A 13,743-nucleotide genomic window follows, 5' to 3' on the forward strand; every position below is an offset into this window, starting at 1 on the left:
CGCGCTCCCGCGGACGCACCGTGTCGACCGGAATATCGACACTGCCGCGAAGGGCCGCGCAGTCCTAGGATGAGCACAGGAGCGGCGTGTGGGGCGCCGCGGGATGGGGATCCCATGCGCGGCCTGGGGCAGATGCTCGTGCTGACCGGCGCTGCGCGCGCCGATGAGATGACCTCCGCGGTCTCGGCGGTCGGCGACGGCGACGCACTGCCGGAGTACCTGCTCCGGCATGGCCTCGTGAACGAGACGCAGCTGGCGGAGGCGGTGTCGGTCGCGACCGGCACGCCCTATGTGGATCTCTCCTCGTATCCGCTGGATCCCGAGGTCATCTCGCTCGTGCCCGGCGTGATGTGCCGGCGCTACCGCCTGTTGCCGCTGCGGCAGTACCGCGATCAGCTGACGGTCGCGATGCTGGATCCGACCGACATCATCGCCCTCGACGACGTCGCGAGCATCACGGACCTTCGAGTGAGCCCTGTCGTGGTCACCGCGGAGGCGCTGAACCAGGCGTTCGAGCGCTTCCTGCGCTCGGACGAGGAGCTCACCGACCTGTCCGAGCAGATCGGCGAGGCATCGACCTCCGCGCACATCGTCTTCACCGAGCATCTCGACGATCAGGACGCGGATGCGCCCGTGGTGCGTTTCGTGAACCTGCTCATCACGCAGGCGATCAACGACCGTGCGAGCGACATCCACATCGAGCCGGGCGAACACCGGCTCACGGTGCGGTTCCGCATCGACGGCGTGCTGCACGAGATGCAGCGCGCGGACCGCAGCATCCAGGACGGCGTCATCTCGCGGCTGAAGATCATGTCCTCGATCGACATCGCCGAGAAGCGGGTGCCGCAGGACGGGCGCATCTCGGTGCTGCACGAGGGGCGCAGCGTGGACCTCCGCGTGGCGACCCTGCCGACGGTGTGGGGCGAGAAGATCGTGATGCGCATCCTCGACAACAGCGGGCAGGTCATGCTGATGTCGGACCTGCTGTTCTCCGAGCGCAACGCGGAGCGCTTCACGCAGGCGATCTCCCGCCCGCACGGCATGGTGCTGGTGACCGGCCCGACCGGATCCGGCAAGTCCACGACGCTCTACACGGCGCTGCGGGCCGTCGCGAATCCGCGCGTGAACGTGATCACCGTCGAGGATCCCGTCGAGTACCGGATCCCGGACATCAACCAGATCCAGGTCAACCCGCGGGCAGGCCTCACGTTCGCGACCGCGCTGCGGTCGATCCTGCGGGCGGATCCGGATGTCGTGCTGGTGGGCGAGATCCGTGACCGCGAGACCGCGGCGATCTCCATCGAGGCGGCATTGACCGGGCACCTCGTGCTCTCGACCCTGCACACCAACGATGCCCCGAGCGCGCTCACCCGGCTCGTCGAGATCGGCACCGAGCCGTTCCTCGTGGCGACGGCGCTGAGCGCGGTGATCGCGCAGCGGCTGGCACGGCGGCTCTGCATCAAGTGCCGTCAGCCGATCGACGACGACGGCGCGATGCTCGAGGCCGTCGGCATGCCGGTCGATCTCATCGACGGCGCCACCGTGCACCGCGCGGTGGGCTGTGCGGCCTGCTCGAGCACGGGCTACCGCGGCCGGGTCGCACTGCACGAGGCGATGGAGATCACCGACCGCATCGAGCAGGCGCTCGTCGGGCGCGCGACGGGCGGCGAGCTGCGCGAGATCGCCCTCGACCAGGGGATGATCCCGCTGCGCGACGACGGCTGGGCCAAGGTGGCGCAGGGCATCACGACGATCGAAGAGGTGCTGCGGGTCTCGGTGTAAAAGAAAGACCCGCCCTCACATGGAGAGGCGGGTTGGTGACTCGAGACTAGCACACGGCGATCTTCCCCGGCTCACCATCCGCGGGGCTTGTGGATTCCGTCGACCAGGTCCGGCAGCTGGCATTGCCGCAGATCCGAGATGTCCAGCCGACGCCACCAATGGCGTCCTACCCCGTCGTCCGGATGCCCCTTCAAGGCACCCGCCAGAGGCTTCTTTCCTGGGTTGATGATGCCCATCGGCACGTGTTCACGCGCGATCCGAATGGGTAGCGCAAGGTCGGAGTCGTTCGAGATGACGATCGCCGCCTCCACTCGCTTCTGCAGAACGTCTGCGAGCAGGTGCGTCGCGACGTTGACGTCGGATCCCTTCTCCTCGCGCTTCCGCACTGTTGCAAGCAGCGCGCCGTCCTGGGATCGCCGAACGCGCAGACGTGATGACCAGCTGAGCTGCGCGCCGGGGTCGCGCATCACTGTCGGTGCGCGAGTACCGGCCTTCTCCGCGGTCATGACCGACTCGGCTGACCACGAGGCGTAGTAGCCCTCTTCGATCACATCCACCGAGCCGCTGGCCTTCAGCGCTTTGAGGTAGAAATCCTGTCGAGAGGTCTGCCCGGGATCGTCCGGATCATTGACTCGGGCCGTGCAGTAGACCACCCGCTCCACTGTTGCCCCCTGCCAGGATGCGTAGCGGGTCGCCAAGGCGCGAAGGTCGATCCATTTCCAGCCCGCCCGACCGCCCAGCTGGGCGTGCCCGCCGTAGTACAGGTTGAACCCGTCGACATACACCCCGACCCTCATGGCCACCACCGTAGCGCCGGGATGCGGCCAACAACGGGCCTGTGGAGAAGACCGATCCTCGTCCTCGGCCCTTCGACGAGCTCAGGGACCGATCACCCGATTCAGTGCTGCTTCGCGAGGTCGCCGTACAGCGTGAAGATCGGCAGGTAGAGCGAGATCACCATGCCGCCGATGACCACGCCGAGCCCGACGATCAGCACCGGCTCGATGAGGGAGGACAGCTGTTCCGTGGCGGTCTCGACCTCGTCCTCGTAGAAGTCGGCGATGCTGCCGAGCATCTCGGCGAGCGTGCCTGACTCCTCGCCGACCGCGACCATCTGCGACACCATCGCCGGGAACACCTCGGCCGCGGCCAGCGGCGCGGCGAACGAGCGCCCGCTGCGGATCGACTCCTGGATGTCGCGCACCGTCTGCTCGATCTTCCAGTTGTTCGACGCCTGCCCGACGATCGAGAGCGCCTGGATGATCGGTACGCCGGCGTCGAGCATCATCGACAGGTTCCGGGTGAAGCGCGCGACGGCCATCTTCGTCAGCAGCTTGCCGAAGATCGGCAGCTTCAGCAGGAAGGGATCCACCACCTTGCGGTACGCGTCGGTGTACCGGTTGCGCGCCCACCAGATCCACAGCGCGATCAGCAGCACGGCGACCGCCGGCGCGATCCATCGCATGTTCTCCGAGACCGTGACCAGGATCTGGGTCGGCAGCGGCAGGCTCGTCCCGAGTCCTGCGAACATGTTCTTGAACACCGGGACGACGAAGATCAGCATCGAGGTGACGCCGAGGATCGCGATGATCAGCACCACGAGCGGGTACGTCGTGGCGGAGCGGATCTTCGCGTGCAGGTCGGACTGCCGTTGGTAGGTCTCGGCGATCGAGGTCAGCGCCTTGCCGAGGAAGCCGCCGGCCTCGCCGACGCGGATGATCGACACCATGAGCGGCGGGAACACCTGCGGGTGCCGTCCCATCGACGCGGACAGGGAGGATCCGGACTCCACGTCGGTCTGGACGATGACGAGCACCTGCTGCAGCTTCTTGTCATCGGCCTGCTCCGCCAGCACGGTGAGGGTGCGCAGCAGCGGCAGACCGGCGTTGATGAGCGCCGCCATCTGCCGGGAGAAGATCGCGAGGGTCTTCGCCGAGACCCCTTTGCGCAGGGACGGCAGCGAGATCTCGCGATGCAGACCCGTCTTCGCGACCGGCGCGACGCGCAGCGGCGTGAGGCCCTGCGCGCGGAGCTTGGCCGCGACCGCGCTGTCGCTCGACGCGTCCATCGTGCCCTTGACGGTCTGCGCGCCGGCGGCGTCGAGCGCCTGGTATTCGTACTCCTGCACTCCGGCCATCAGGATCCCCATTCCTCGAGCTGCCGGCCGGCGGCGAACGTCGACCACGATTCCGCGTCCAGATCCGCGGGCTTCACGTGCACGCCGTCGATCGACTTCGGATCCACGGCGAAGGTGCGCGCGACGTGCGCGGCGATCACGCCGTCGCCCACGAGGCGGCGCAGATCCTGGTCGAGCGTGTGCATGCCGACGGATTGGCTCGACTGCATCGTGGAGTACAGCTGCGACACCTGCCCCTCCCGGATCAGGTTCGCCACCGCCGGGGTGTTGATCAGCACCTCGGTCGCGATCGTGCGCCCCACCGTCTGGGCGCGAGGGAGCAGCGTCTGGCTGATGACGCCCTGCAGGGTGTCGCCGAGCTGGGTGCGGATCTGATGCTGCTGATCGGCGGGGAACACGTCGACGATGCGGTTGACCGACTTCGCCGCGCCCTGCGTGTGCAGCGTGGAGAGCACGAGATGGCCGGTCTCCGCGGCCGACAGCGCGGTCGAGATCGATTCGGGGTCGCGCAGCTCGCCGACGAGGATCACGTCGGGATCCTGCCGCAGCACGCGTCGCAGCGCCTCGGCGAAGGAGACGGTATCTGATCCGACCTCGCGCTGGTGGATGAGGGCCCGTCGGCTGGTGTGGTGGAACTCGATCGGATCCTCGATCGTCACGACGTGCACGGGACGGGTCGCGTTGATGATGTCGACCATGGCCGTGAGCGTCGTCGACTTCCCGGATCCGGTCGGTCCCGTGAGCAGCACGAGCCCGCGCGGGCGCAGGGCCAGGTCGTACGCGATCGCCGGGGCGCCGAGATCCTCGAGGCTGAACACGCGGTCGGGGATGAAGCGCAGCGCCATCGCGATCTCGCCGAGCTGGCGGAAGACGTTCACCCGGAACCGCCCGATCTCGTCCACGGCGTGGGCCAGGTCGACCTCGTGGTGAGTGGCGAACTCCTCCCGCTGCGCGGGCGTCATCAGGTCGTACGCGGCCTGCTCGACCCAGTCGGCACTCAGCGCCTGCTCGTGCCGCGGCACGAGCACGAGGTCGCCGTCGACGCGCATGAGCGGCGCGGCCCCCGCGGTGACATGCACGTCGCTCGCCCCGGCGCGGGCGCCGATCGCGAGGATGCGCGTGAGCTCCGCGGCGCTCATTTCGAGGCTCCTGCGGTCGGGGCCGCTGCGTCGGCGCTGAAGAAGGCGAGCACATCCAGATTCACGACGAAGCTCCCGTCGCTGCCCGTGACCTCGACCTTGTCGACCCCGAGCAACCGGCCGGATCCGCGCAGTCCGTCCAGGAACGACTGCACCGCGGTCATGTCCGACGCGCTCGCGACGACCGTGATCGGGATCTGCTGGCGGCTGCCCCCGACCGGAGCCGACGCGGGGGACGCGCCGGCTCCGGCGATCTTCGATGTCTGAGCCGCACTGCTGCTGGCCTGCGCCGCCGTGCTGTTCGCCGCCCCCACCGGATCCGATGCGCTCGTCGGCTGAGGAGTCGGCTGGGCGGCCGGCGGGGTCTTCTTCGCGGCGGCTGCGGCCTCGGGGCCGGCCGGGATCGGCGAGGTGCGTGCGACGTAGGCCGCGAGGTCACCGCGGGTGATGCTGGTGATGACCACGCCGGCAGTCTGGGCCGAACCCGAGATGACGTCGAACGCCTGGTCGAGGTCAGGCGCCGCGGCGATCTGCGCGCGTAGGTCGGAGACCGCCGCGTCGATCTCGTCCTTGCGCGCCTTCTGCTTCTGCAGGTCGGAAATCTGCTTCTCGTAGGCCTTGTTCGTCGTCCCGGCCTGTGCGGTGTCGCCGAGCGCGGTGAACGACTGCCCGAGCAGCGGCAGCACACCGAAGACCACGGCGAGCGCCACGATGGCGATCGAGACGATCGCGCCGATGAGTGTGATCAGGGACTTCGTCATCTCGTCGCCTCCTCGGCGAAGCGGCCCGAGTAGACCGTCTGGTCGAAGGTGATGTCGATCTTGTAGGTGAACCGGCCCACGGCGGATGCGCCGCTCGTGGTCGCGTTGGCATCGGCGGAAAGGATGCCGTCGACCCCGCGCAGGGAGCGCACGTACGAACCCAGATCCACCGCCGTCGGACTGTCGATCGTGAGCGTCCCGGTGAGCCCGACGGCCTTCTTCGCCGCGCTCGCCGTCTTCGCTGCATCTGTTCCGCTCGTCGACGCGGCGGGCGGAGCCCCTGGCGTCAGTGCGAAGCCGATGAGCGACGCGCCTGGGGGCAGGGAGTCGCGGACCTTGTCGAGTATCCCGCTCCACGCGAAGTCGGAACCCATGGCCTCGGCTCGAAAGCTCTGCAGTTCACTCTCGGTCGCCAGCGCCTTGCTCACGTCGGAGAGCTCGGCGATCTGGCCGATCAGCTGCTGCGAACGGTCCTGCTCCGCGGACAGCCGCTGCTGCGCGAAGAGGTTCCAGACGAACGCCCCGCCGATCAGCACCGCCGCGAGCAGGACGGCGAGCAGGCAGATCCGCACCCAGACGGCGGAGAGGGCTTCACGCTCCCTGCGCTCGATCTCGGACCGGGGCAGCAGGTCGACCCGTGGCACCCCGCCGGGCGCGGCGGTCACGATGCGTGCCATCAGCGTTCCTTTCCGAGGGCGAGCCCGAGCGTGCTCACGAGGTTGAGAGCGAGCTCCCCGGTCGGTTCCGGGACTCGCAGCGGCAGCAGATCGGCGATGCCGAGGGTGCGGACGGGCACGTCGACGGTCTCCGTCAAGCCACCGAGGACCCCGTCGACCCCGGCCCCGGCGCCGCACAGCAGCACCTGCTCGACGGGCGGGGCGGCCGGCCTGTTCGCATAGAACGAGAGAGTGCTGCGTATCCGGCCGATCACGTCGGCGACCGGGCGCAGGGCGGTGTCGGAACGGAGCGCGCCATGCGGCACGATGCCCGCGGCGCCCACGAGATCCGCGACGACGAGGCGAGCCGGATCCAGAGCACCGGCGGCGACGAACGTCCCGTCCCCCGCTCCGTCGGGTGCGACCATCTGCGCCGCGCGCCTCCTCACCGCCACGGTCTCCAGGTCGACGGGGGTGATGCGGACGAAGTCCGGGATCCCGTCGCGCAGGATAACGATCTGCGTGGTGTGGTCGCCGACGTGGACCACGGCCGCAGTGCCCTCAGGCACGACCCGAGCGGCGGCGCGGGCGAGGCCGAACGCTCCGAGGTCGACGCCGTCGACACGGATCTTCGCCCGAGCGAACGAGGCGATCATCGACTCGATCGTCTCGGAGACGGCCGCGACCAGCAGCCCGTGCAGCTGGTCGCCCTGCTGCGATGTCGGGTAGTAGTCGAGCACGGCCTGCGCGACCGGCACAGGGAGCAGATCCTGCACCTGGAACGGCAGTGCCTGGCGCAGCAGCTCCGGTGCCATGGCGGTCGTGGTGTGCTCGCGCACCAGCACGCGACGGCTCGCGATGCCGAGGGTCGCCGACTTCGATCCGATCTTCGCGAGGTTCCAGAGCTGCCGGATCGCCACCGCGACCGCACCCTGATCGAGCACCTCCGAGTCGTGCGCGGAATCCGGGGGGAGGACGACCTCCCCGTAGGCCAGCACCTGCGGCTGGCGGTCGACGCTCACCTCGACCGCGCGGACGCTCTCCTCCGTGATCTCCACGCCCACGTGACTCTTCGCCATGTCCGTTCCCCTTCCCCCGCTGAGCCGTCGCGGCTCAGTGCATCCCCAGCAGTCCGAGATACCAGCGCCACACCGGCTCGCCGAGCGCGATCCCTGCCCAGGCTCCCGCGATCATCCACGGACCGAACGGGATCGCCGTCTTGCGCCCGACCCGCCGCAGCAGCATCAGCACGCCGGCGTAGATCCCGGCGAACAGGAAGGCCGCGAACGCCCCCACCGCGAGCGCGCCCCATCCCGTCCACCCGAGGTACAGCCCGACCAGGGCTGCGAGCCTCACGTCTCCTCCGCCCATCCCGCGCGGCTTGATCCGTCGCAGGGTGAAGTAGAAGGCGTAGAGGATCGCGGCCCCGGCGAGCGCGCGCAGCAGGTCCCCCCAGCCGGCATCGGAGGATCCCGTCGCCGCAGCGACCACGGCCGCCGCGCCGAGCAGCACGACGGCCCCCGCGATGCTCGGCAGGACGATCGCGCTCGGCAGCCGCTGCGTATCGAGGTCGATGAGCGTGAGCACGATCGAGACCGCGGCGAAGCCGAGGAACGCGACCAGCACGATCCAGACCGCGGGACCGCTCGACCACGTGACGGTGGGGTCTCCGACCCCGGCGATTCCGGGGACACCCAGCGAGGACGGTGCGTCGGCGCCGCCCGCGACCGAACGAGAAAGCCCTGCTGTCATGGCCCACCACGCGACTCCGGCGAATGCGACTCCTGTGGCGGCCTCCACGAGCGGGTAGCGGCCGCTGATGCGGGCGGCGCACGACGCGCACCGACCACGGAGCAGGACCCATGAGATCACCGGGACGTTCTGCCACCAGCGGATGTGCTCGCCACAGCTCGGGCACCGGCTCTCGCGGACCAGCGGGATCCCGGCCGGCACGCGGTACGCGACGACGTTGAGGAACGATCCGATGACCAATCCGTAGAGGCCCGCGACCGCGAGCACGAGGAGCGGCATCATTGCTCCGCCTGGCTCGTCAGGAACGGAATCTGAGGTTGCGGAGGACTCGGGGTTCCGGACCCGCCCGCCTTGCCGACTTCACAACCGATGTCAATGAAAGATGTGGCCTCTGCGGTCTCCCACTTCATCGGTTGGCAGGTGAAGACCGGCTGGACCCAGCCCGTCTGCCCAGCACCGCCGGCATAGAACTGTCCGGTGAACGGGTTCGCATTTCCCGCGATCTTTCCCACGCCGCACGCGGAATAGAACATCAGATTGAGACCGCTCCCCATGGTCGAGGGGACGGAGATGCCATCACCGGCCCAGCCGACGTTCGTGCTGCAGTCGGGTTGGGCGTTTACTGTCGGGTCGCCATGGATGAAGAACAGCTGAGTTTTGGTTCCTGCTGCGGGCCCAGGAGATCCCCCCAGCACAACGTCCATCGACGCTGCTGCAGGCACGAGCACGACGGTGTCGTAGTTCAAGACATAGTTGCCCGGCTTCTTGCCAGGTCCATTGATCGCGACGACGACAGCGCTGCTGCACGCCGAGTAGTCCAGTCCGATCTGTGTCTTCCCCGCCGCGGGCGGAGTCTGGAGCAGCGCAGTCACATCGGCGGTGCATGAGGAAGGCGTGCGCCAGTCGACTCCTGAACCCCACGGTGCTCGCGCCGTGGACAGATCCACCCACGCGCTCTGCGCGTACACGTCCTGCAACGTCGGCGAGAAGACGGCGGGACTCGGCGCGACACCGCCCTTCGCGCTCCCGCCGATCGTCACTCCCGCGCTCGCCGTGTAGGTGCCACCGGCGAGCACATCACCGGCGATCGTTCCGCTTTTCGCGTTGGTGAAGTTGATGGCGCCGCCGGCGTGTATGCCGCCTTTGACCGCAGGGTCGGCCGCACCGATGGTGAAGCCGTTCGTGGAAATGGTCACGTCGTGCGCTGCGATCACGCTGCCGCCGACGGTGTCGCTCGTCTGGCCGAAGGTCACCGACCCCGCAGCATAGATGCTTCCGGTGACGGTGCATCCCTGGCTGAGCGTGACGTTGCCTCCGTTCGTGCCGTCCGATCCACCGAGGACCCAGAGATCGCCGTCGATCGTGGACTTCGAGGTCGTGCAGTTGTAGTTTCCGCTCCGGATCACCAGATCGCCCGAGTACTGGGAATGCGTGAGAGTGAAGGATCCGTCGAAATAGGCGACTTGGCCCCCCACGATCCCCGAGGTGAAGTTGCGGATGTACTGCGAAGTCACCTTCGTCTTCGCGCCGCTGAGGTCGAAGCCCGTTGACGTGATCGTGAACGTGGACTTGTATGGGGGTCCTCCCGGGTCCGGGGTGTTGGGGCATTTGTCGACCGACGCGTCGTAGAACGGCGCCGTGCCCCCACCTCCGATCAAGTTCCGGGTCACGAGGGAGCAGTTCTTGAGGACGTTCGCGAGAGCGGCATCACGCCCCGACTCGGCAGCGATGAATGCCTGCGTGTTGCTCTTGTTCGTCGCGTTCCCGTTGATGACGAAGAAGATCGCGGCCGCGATGGCCGATGCCGCGATAAGCCCGATGAGCATCACGAAAACCACGAGCACGAGTGCTACGCCCTGCTCGTTTCGCGCATCCGAGGGATTCATGGAGCTGCGAAACATGTCTGGGTCCCTCCGCCTGGGAGTCTTCCGCTCGTGGTGCGCATGTACGCGGTGCCGCCGAATTGGACGGTGGGACCGTTCTTGCTGGTCGCGGCGAAGCTGTAGTCGATCGATGCACTGCTGTTGGCGGTCTTCTTGAAGTACGGAGCACCACCCGCAGAAACGATCCCGGTCTGCCACGTGGACCAGCTCGATGCGGCGATGCTCGACCCGGAGGTCTGAATGACCTGCGCCTGCCCAGCGGAGAAGTTGAAGGCCATGCAGGCGTTCTGACCGGTCAGACCCGTCGCGACCAGCAACACGGGCCCGGTTGAGAGTCCCGGGGTAGAACTGGCGTCCGTCACCTCGAACGCGACTGCGTTGCGCATCGCCTTTTCGATCTGCGTCGCCACGAGCTGTCCCCGTTCCGTCGCATCTGTTTGATCGCTCACGCTGGCCTGCGCCCGCCACATGTTGAAGAACACGACCGCGATTCCCGTCGTTATCAGCCCGAGGATCACCACGTAGAAGATCAGCTCGATCAGCGAAAGGCCGTCGTCGTCGCGTGCAATCGGGGCGTTCATTGGAGGTAGACCAGGGCGTTGATCGTGACTATTTGCTTGCCGTCGACATCCGTGGCTACGAGCGTCAACCGGGCAGGCGCGGTCGTGCAGTCGAACGTCCCGGACGTCGTGAACTTCTGATTCGCGCCATCGCGGAACGTCTGAGACGAAGACACCGCACTCAGGGAACCGGATGGCGCGCCGCTTGCCCCGCACTGGTGTGTCTGACGGGCGGTCTCGACAAGCGCGTTCAGTTCCCTGGTCGCGGTCGCGGTCGTCGCCTGCTGCGAGGAGTAGATGATCCCGTTGTAGAGCGCGGGAATCAGGGCGATCGTGATGAGGGCGAGGAGGAACATCGCGATGATGAGCTCGACGAGGCCGAAGCCTTCGTCAGTGTCTTGATGCCCGGCAAGCATTTTTGTCTCCTCGGCCGAGTAACAACCAAAGGGCAGGTGATACACCGAACCAGGGCCGAGGATCAGACATCGGCCCTGGTCGATGTTGGGCACTAGGGCTTGCAGCCAGTGCCGTTAGCGAGCGCACCTGGGCCTGCATAGAACTTCCCTGTCGCAACGAAGTTCTGGCCTCCGGCGTTGTACCCGGAAACGCAGACGTTCGAAGCGGAAGTCGATGAGGCCTCAAGCGCCAACACGGTCCCGCCAGTCTGCATGGTTGCGATATCAGCCGCGGCCTTCGTTGCGCCGTTGGTCGGGTCTTGCGCGAAATCGGCGACCGCCGTGGTCGAAGCATTCTTCGTAGTCGACTGCGTCGCCCCGTCCACCGAGGTCTTTTGGATGAAGCCGAACAGCGGCAGTGCGATGGCCACGAGAATGCCGATGATCACCACGACGATGATCAACTCGATCAGTGAGAATCCGGCTTCTTCACCGTTCTCACGTGCTTCTTTCTTCGCCTCGAAGGCGCGACGAATAGCGAGCATTGCTTGTCCCCATTTCAGAGAGTCGTTTCGGGTAAAAACGCACTCTGCGAACCGACGCATCCCTGCGCCCATCAACCAATGCCGGGTTGTCCCGGTCCCCAGATTCGGACTCGAGCTGTCCCAGAGCTCTCATCCTGGGAAAAGGATGGACCTGTCATCGTGTCTGCGCAAGAGGAAACGCGAAACCGCTATTTCGGGATACCAAGCACGATCGGCCGAGACCCCGGGGCCGGAAACGCGCCGAGCCCCGATCCCCGTCGACGACCTCAGGATCCGGGCGTCACCGGCAGCAGCACCTTGAGGCAGAAGCCGTCGTCGGTGTGCTCGGCGAAGACGTCTCCTCCGTGCGCCCTGGCGAGCCCGCGCGCGATCGCGAGGCCCAGCCCGGCCCCCGACGCCACCGCATCCGGTGCGGCACCGCCGGTGCGGGATGGATCCGAGCGCCACCCGACCTCGAACATGCGGTCCAGGTCCTCGACGGCCACGCCGCTGCCGTGATCGAGCACGGCGAGCACCAGCCGGTGCGGCGACGGCGACTCCGCGAACACGAGGATCTCGGATCCCTCCGGCGCATGCCGCACGGCGTTCGTGAGCAGGTTGACGATCACGCGCGTGAGCTGATGCGGATCTGCCCACAGCACATGGCCGTCGATGCCCTGCTGCACGATCCGCACCCTGTGCGCGCCGGCCGCCGCGCGCACGTCGGCCACGGCATCCGAGACCACATCGAGCAGCTCGACCTGCTCGGCGCGCAGCCGCAGCGAGCCCGAGGTGATGCGGGACAGCTCGAACAGGTCGTCGACCATCCGGCCCATCGTCTCGACCTGAGCGCGGACCTGGCCGGGGAATGCCTCCGGATCCGCAAGCCCCTCCTCCGCCGACTCCGCGAGCGCGCGGATCGCGGTGAGCGGGGTGCGCAGATCGTGGGAGATCCAGGCGAGGAAGCGACGGCGGTCGGAGTCCAGCCGCTCCAGTTCCGCCCTGGCGTCGCTGAGTCTCGCCGACACCTCGGCCAGTTCCCCCGACAGATCGTCGAACTCGCGCCAGCCGCTGGTTCCGCCGTCGACGACGTCGCCCTCGCCGACCCGGCGCACCGCGTCCGTGAGCCCCTGCACCGAGCTCCGCGCCGCGCGGGCCGTGATCCATGCCGTCGCGAGAGCGCACAGCAGCGCGGCTCCGAGTACCCACACCAGCACCGTGAAGTCGTGCACCGACAGGTACATCTCGGCCGAGATCGCGAGCACGCCCGTCGCCAGCGCGAGGACCGACGCGACTCCGACGACCACCAGGCGCAGCGTCAGCCCGGCCCGCCGTGCCCGGCGCAGCACCAGCAAGGCCAGACACGTGACGACCGCGGCGCAGACCAGCGCTGTGAGCAGGATGAGGAGCACGTCCGCGACGCCGAGAGGCATCATGAGCCGGATCCGTCCGCCGAGAACCGGTAGCCGGCGCCCCACTCCGTGAGCAGGTGCAGAGGACGACGCGGATCCTGCTCGATCTTCTCCCTCAACCGGCGCACGTGCACGGTCACCGTGCTGGCCTCGCCGAACGACCAGCCCCAGACCTCGCGCAGGATGTCGTCACGGGACAGCACCTCCCCGTCGTGCTGCACGAGGTGCGCGAGCAGCTCGTACTCGCGCGCGGCGAGCGGCACCTCTTCCCCCCGCACGTGCACCCGGCGGCGGGCCGGATCCAGCCGGAAGTCGCCGAGCACGATCTCGCGCGTCGGCGCCGCAGCCGCCCTGGATCGACGCAGCAGCGCCCCGACTCGCAGCAGCAGTTCGCGCAGCGCGAAGGGCTTCACCAGGTAGTCGTCGGCCCCGGTCTCCAGCCCCTCGATGCGCTGCTCGACCTCGCCGAGCGCGGTGAGCATGATGATCGGCACGGCCGATCGCTCCCGCGCATCGCGCGCGAGCTCGTCGCCGCTGATGCCCGGCAGCATGCGATCGACGATGAGCACATCGGGCGGATCCGCCCGTACCGCGCGCTGCGCCGAGATCCCGTCCCCGAATGCCTCGACAAGGTAGCCGTTCGCGCCGAGGTAGCGCTCGACGGCGGCGCGCACGGTGGGGTCGTCTTCGACGACCACCACGCGGGGCGGCGCGATCGCTGACGTCTCCATGTTCAGAGGCT

The 13,743-nt window shown here is 67.9% G+C and carries 14 protein-coding genes; 1 reads left to right on the forward strand and 13 read right to left on the reverse strand.

The annotated features are described in order from the left end of the window. Positions 1-114 precede the first annotated feature (114 nt). On the forward strand, positions 115-1,782 hold the full coding sequence (locus RS86_RS05350) for a GspE/PulE family protein (RefSeq protein WP_045271179.1): 1,668 nt from the start codon (positions 115-117) through the stop codon (positions 1,780-1,782). A 71-nt stretch (positions 1,783-1,853) separates the two neighbouring features. Here RS86_RS05350 and RS86_RS05355 read toward each other — a convergent pair whose 3' ends face one another. The 13 genes from RS86_RS05355 to RS86_RS05415 form a co-directional block, all read right to left on the reverse strand. Next, on the reverse strand, positions 1,854-2,579 hold the full coding sequence (locus RS86_RS05355; protein WP_045271180.1) for an NYN domain-containing protein: 726 nt from the start codon (positions 2,577-2,579) through the stop codon (positions 1,854-1,856). Between the two features lie 101 nt (positions 2,580-2,680). After that, positions 2,681-3,919 (reverse strand): type II secretion system F family protein, encoded by a 1,239-nt coding sequence (locus tag RS86_RS05360; RefSeq protein WP_052680090.1) that lies wholly within the window; start codon positions 3,917-3,919, stop codon positions 2,681-2,683. Continuing rightward, a complete protein-coding gene (locus RS86_RS05365) occupies positions 3,919-5,058 on the reverse strand; it encodes a type IV pilus twitching motility protein PilT (protein WP_082076586.1) in 1,140 nt (379 codons plus the stop codon). The genes RS86_RS05360 and RS86_RS05365 overlap by 1 nt, the downstream gene beginning before the upstream one ends. Further along, positions 5,055-5,819 carry a hypothetical protein gene (locus RS86_RS05370; protein WP_045271182.1) on the reverse strand — a complete coding sequence of 255 codons (765 nt, stop codon included), beginning with the start codon at positions 5,817-5,819 and terminating at the stop codon, positions 5,055-5,057. The genes RS86_RS05365 and RS86_RS05370 overlap by 4 nt, the downstream gene beginning before the upstream one ends. Next, positions 5,816-6,496, reverse strand: a complete 681-nt coding sequence (locus tag RS86_RS05375) for a hypothetical protein (protein ID WP_045271183.1) — start codon at positions 6,494-6,496, stop codon at positions 5,816-5,818. Before RS86_RS05375 ends, RS86_RS05370 begins: the two co-directional genes overlap by 4 nt. Then, positions 6,496-7,554, reverse strand: a complete 1,059-nt coding sequence (pilM, locus tag RS86_RS19810) for a pilus assembly protein PilM (RefSeq protein WP_052680091.1) — start codon at positions 7,552-7,554, stop codon at positions 6,496-6,498. The genes RS86_RS05375 and pilM overlap by 1 nt, the downstream gene beginning before the upstream one ends. Positions 7,555-7,588: 34 nt before the next feature. After that, on the reverse strand, positions 7,589-8,509 hold the full coding sequence (locus tag RS86_RS05385) for a prepilin peptidase (RefSeq protein ID WP_152642080.1): 921 nt from the start codon (positions 8,507-8,509) through the stop codon (positions 7,589-7,591). Then, positions 8,506-10,128 carry a hypothetical protein gene (locus RS86_RS05390; protein ID WP_152642081.1) on the reverse strand — a complete coding sequence of 541 codons (1,623 nt, stop codon included), beginning with the start codon at positions 10,126-10,128 and terminating at the stop codon, positions 8,506-8,508. The genes RS86_RS05385 and RS86_RS05390 overlap by 4 nt, the downstream gene beginning before the upstream one ends. Further along, entirely contained in the window at positions 10,110-10,691 is a 582-nt protein-coding gene (locus tag RS86_RS05395; RefSeq protein WP_045271186.1) for a PilW family protein, read from the reverse strand. Before RS86_RS05395 ends, RS86_RS05390 begins: the two co-directional genes overlap by 19 nt. Beyond that, positions 10,688-11,179, reverse strand: a complete 492-nt coding sequence (locus RS86_RS05400; RefSeq protein WP_152642082.1) for a pilus assembly FimT family protein — start codon at positions 11,177-11,179, stop codon at positions 10,688-10,690. The genes RS86_RS05395 and RS86_RS05400 overlap by 4 nt, the downstream gene beginning before the upstream one ends. Continuing rightward, the gene (locus tag RS86_RS20735; RefSeq protein ID WP_052680092.1) at positions 11,179-11,610 is read right to left on the reverse strand and encodes a prepilin-type N-terminal cleavage/methylation domain-containing protein; all 432 of its coding nucleotides are present in this window, start codon (positions 11,608-11,610) and stop codon (positions 11,179-11,181) included. Before RS86_RS20735 ends, RS86_RS05400 begins: the two co-directional genes overlap by 1 nt. 266 nt (positions 11,611-11,876) lie before the next feature. Then, positions 11,877-13,025, reverse strand: a complete 1,149-nt coding sequence (locus RS86_RS05410) for a sensor histidine kinase (protein ID WP_082076588.1) — start codon at positions 13,023-13,025, stop codon at positions 11,877-11,879. Next, positions 13,022-13,732, reverse strand: a complete 711-nt coding sequence (locus RS86_RS05415; protein ID WP_045271188.1) for a response regulator transcription factor — start codon at positions 13,730-13,732, stop codon at positions 13,022-13,024. The genes RS86_RS05410 and RS86_RS05415 overlap by 4 nt, the downstream gene beginning before the upstream one ends. Positions 13,733-13,743 lie beyond the last annotated feature (11 nt).

It is taken from the genome of Microbacterium azadirachtae (assembly GCF_000956505.1).
Classification (GTDB): domain Bacteria; phylum Actinomycetota; class Actinomycetes; order Actinomycetales; family Microbacteriaceae; genus Microbacterium; species Microbacterium azadirachtae_A.

Excerpts from the sequence above, each read along its gene's own strand:
- RS86_RS05360 (WP_052680090.1), bottom strand. The coding sequence starts at position 3,919 with ATGGCCGGAGTGCAGGAGTACGAATACCAGGCGCTCGACGCCGCCGGC.
- RS86_RS05350 (WP_045271179.1), top strand. The coding sequence starts at position 115 with ATGCGCGGCCTGGGGCAGATGCTCGTGCTGACCGGCGCTGCGCGCGCC.
- RS86_RS05365 (WP_082076586.1), bottom strand. The coding sequence starts at position 5,058 with ATGAGCGCCGCGGAGCTCACGCGCATCCTCGCGATCGGCGCCCGCGCC.
- RS86_RS05410 (WP_082076588.1), bottom strand. The coding sequence starts at position 13,025 with ATGATGCCTCTCGGCGTCGCGGACGTGCTCCTCATCCTGCTCACAGCG.
- RS86_RS05395 (WP_045271186.1), bottom strand. The coding sequence starts at position 10,691 with ATGAACGCCCCGATTGCACGCGACGACGACGGCCTTTCGCTGATCGAG.
- RS86_RS05375 (WP_045271183.1), bottom strand. The coding sequence starts at position 6,496 with ATGGCACGCATCGTGACCGCCGCGCCCGGCGGGGTGCCACGGGTCGAC.
- pilM (WP_052680091.1), bottom strand. The coding sequence starts at position 7,554 with ATGGCGAAGAGTCACGTGGGCGTGGAGATCACGGAGGAGAGCGTCCGC.
- RS86_RS05385 (WP_152642080.1), bottom strand. The coding sequence starts at position 8,509 with ATGATGCCGCTCCTCGTGCTCGCGGTCGCGGGCCTCTACGGATTGGTC.
- RS86_RS20735 (WP_052680092.1), bottom strand. The coding sequence starts at position 11,610 with ATGCTCGCTATTCGTCGCGCCTTCGAGGCGAAGAAAGAAGCACGTGAG.
- RS86_RS05370 (WP_045271182.1), bottom strand. The coding sequence starts at position 5,819 with ATGACGAAGTCCCTGATCACACTCATCGGCGCGATCGTCTCGATCGCC.
- RS86_RS05415 (WP_045271188.1), bottom strand. The coding sequence starts at position 13,732 with ATGGAGACGTCAGCGATCGCGCCGCCCCGCGTGGTGGTCGTCGAAGAC.
- RS86_RS05390 (WP_152642081.1), bottom strand. The coding sequence starts at position 10,128 with ATGTTTCGCAGCTCCATGAATCCCTCGGATGCGCGAAACGAGCAGGGC.
- RS86_RS05355 (WP_045271180.1), bottom strand. The coding sequence starts at position 2,579 with ATGAGGGTCGGGGTGTATGTCGACGGGTTCAACCTGTACTACGGCGGG.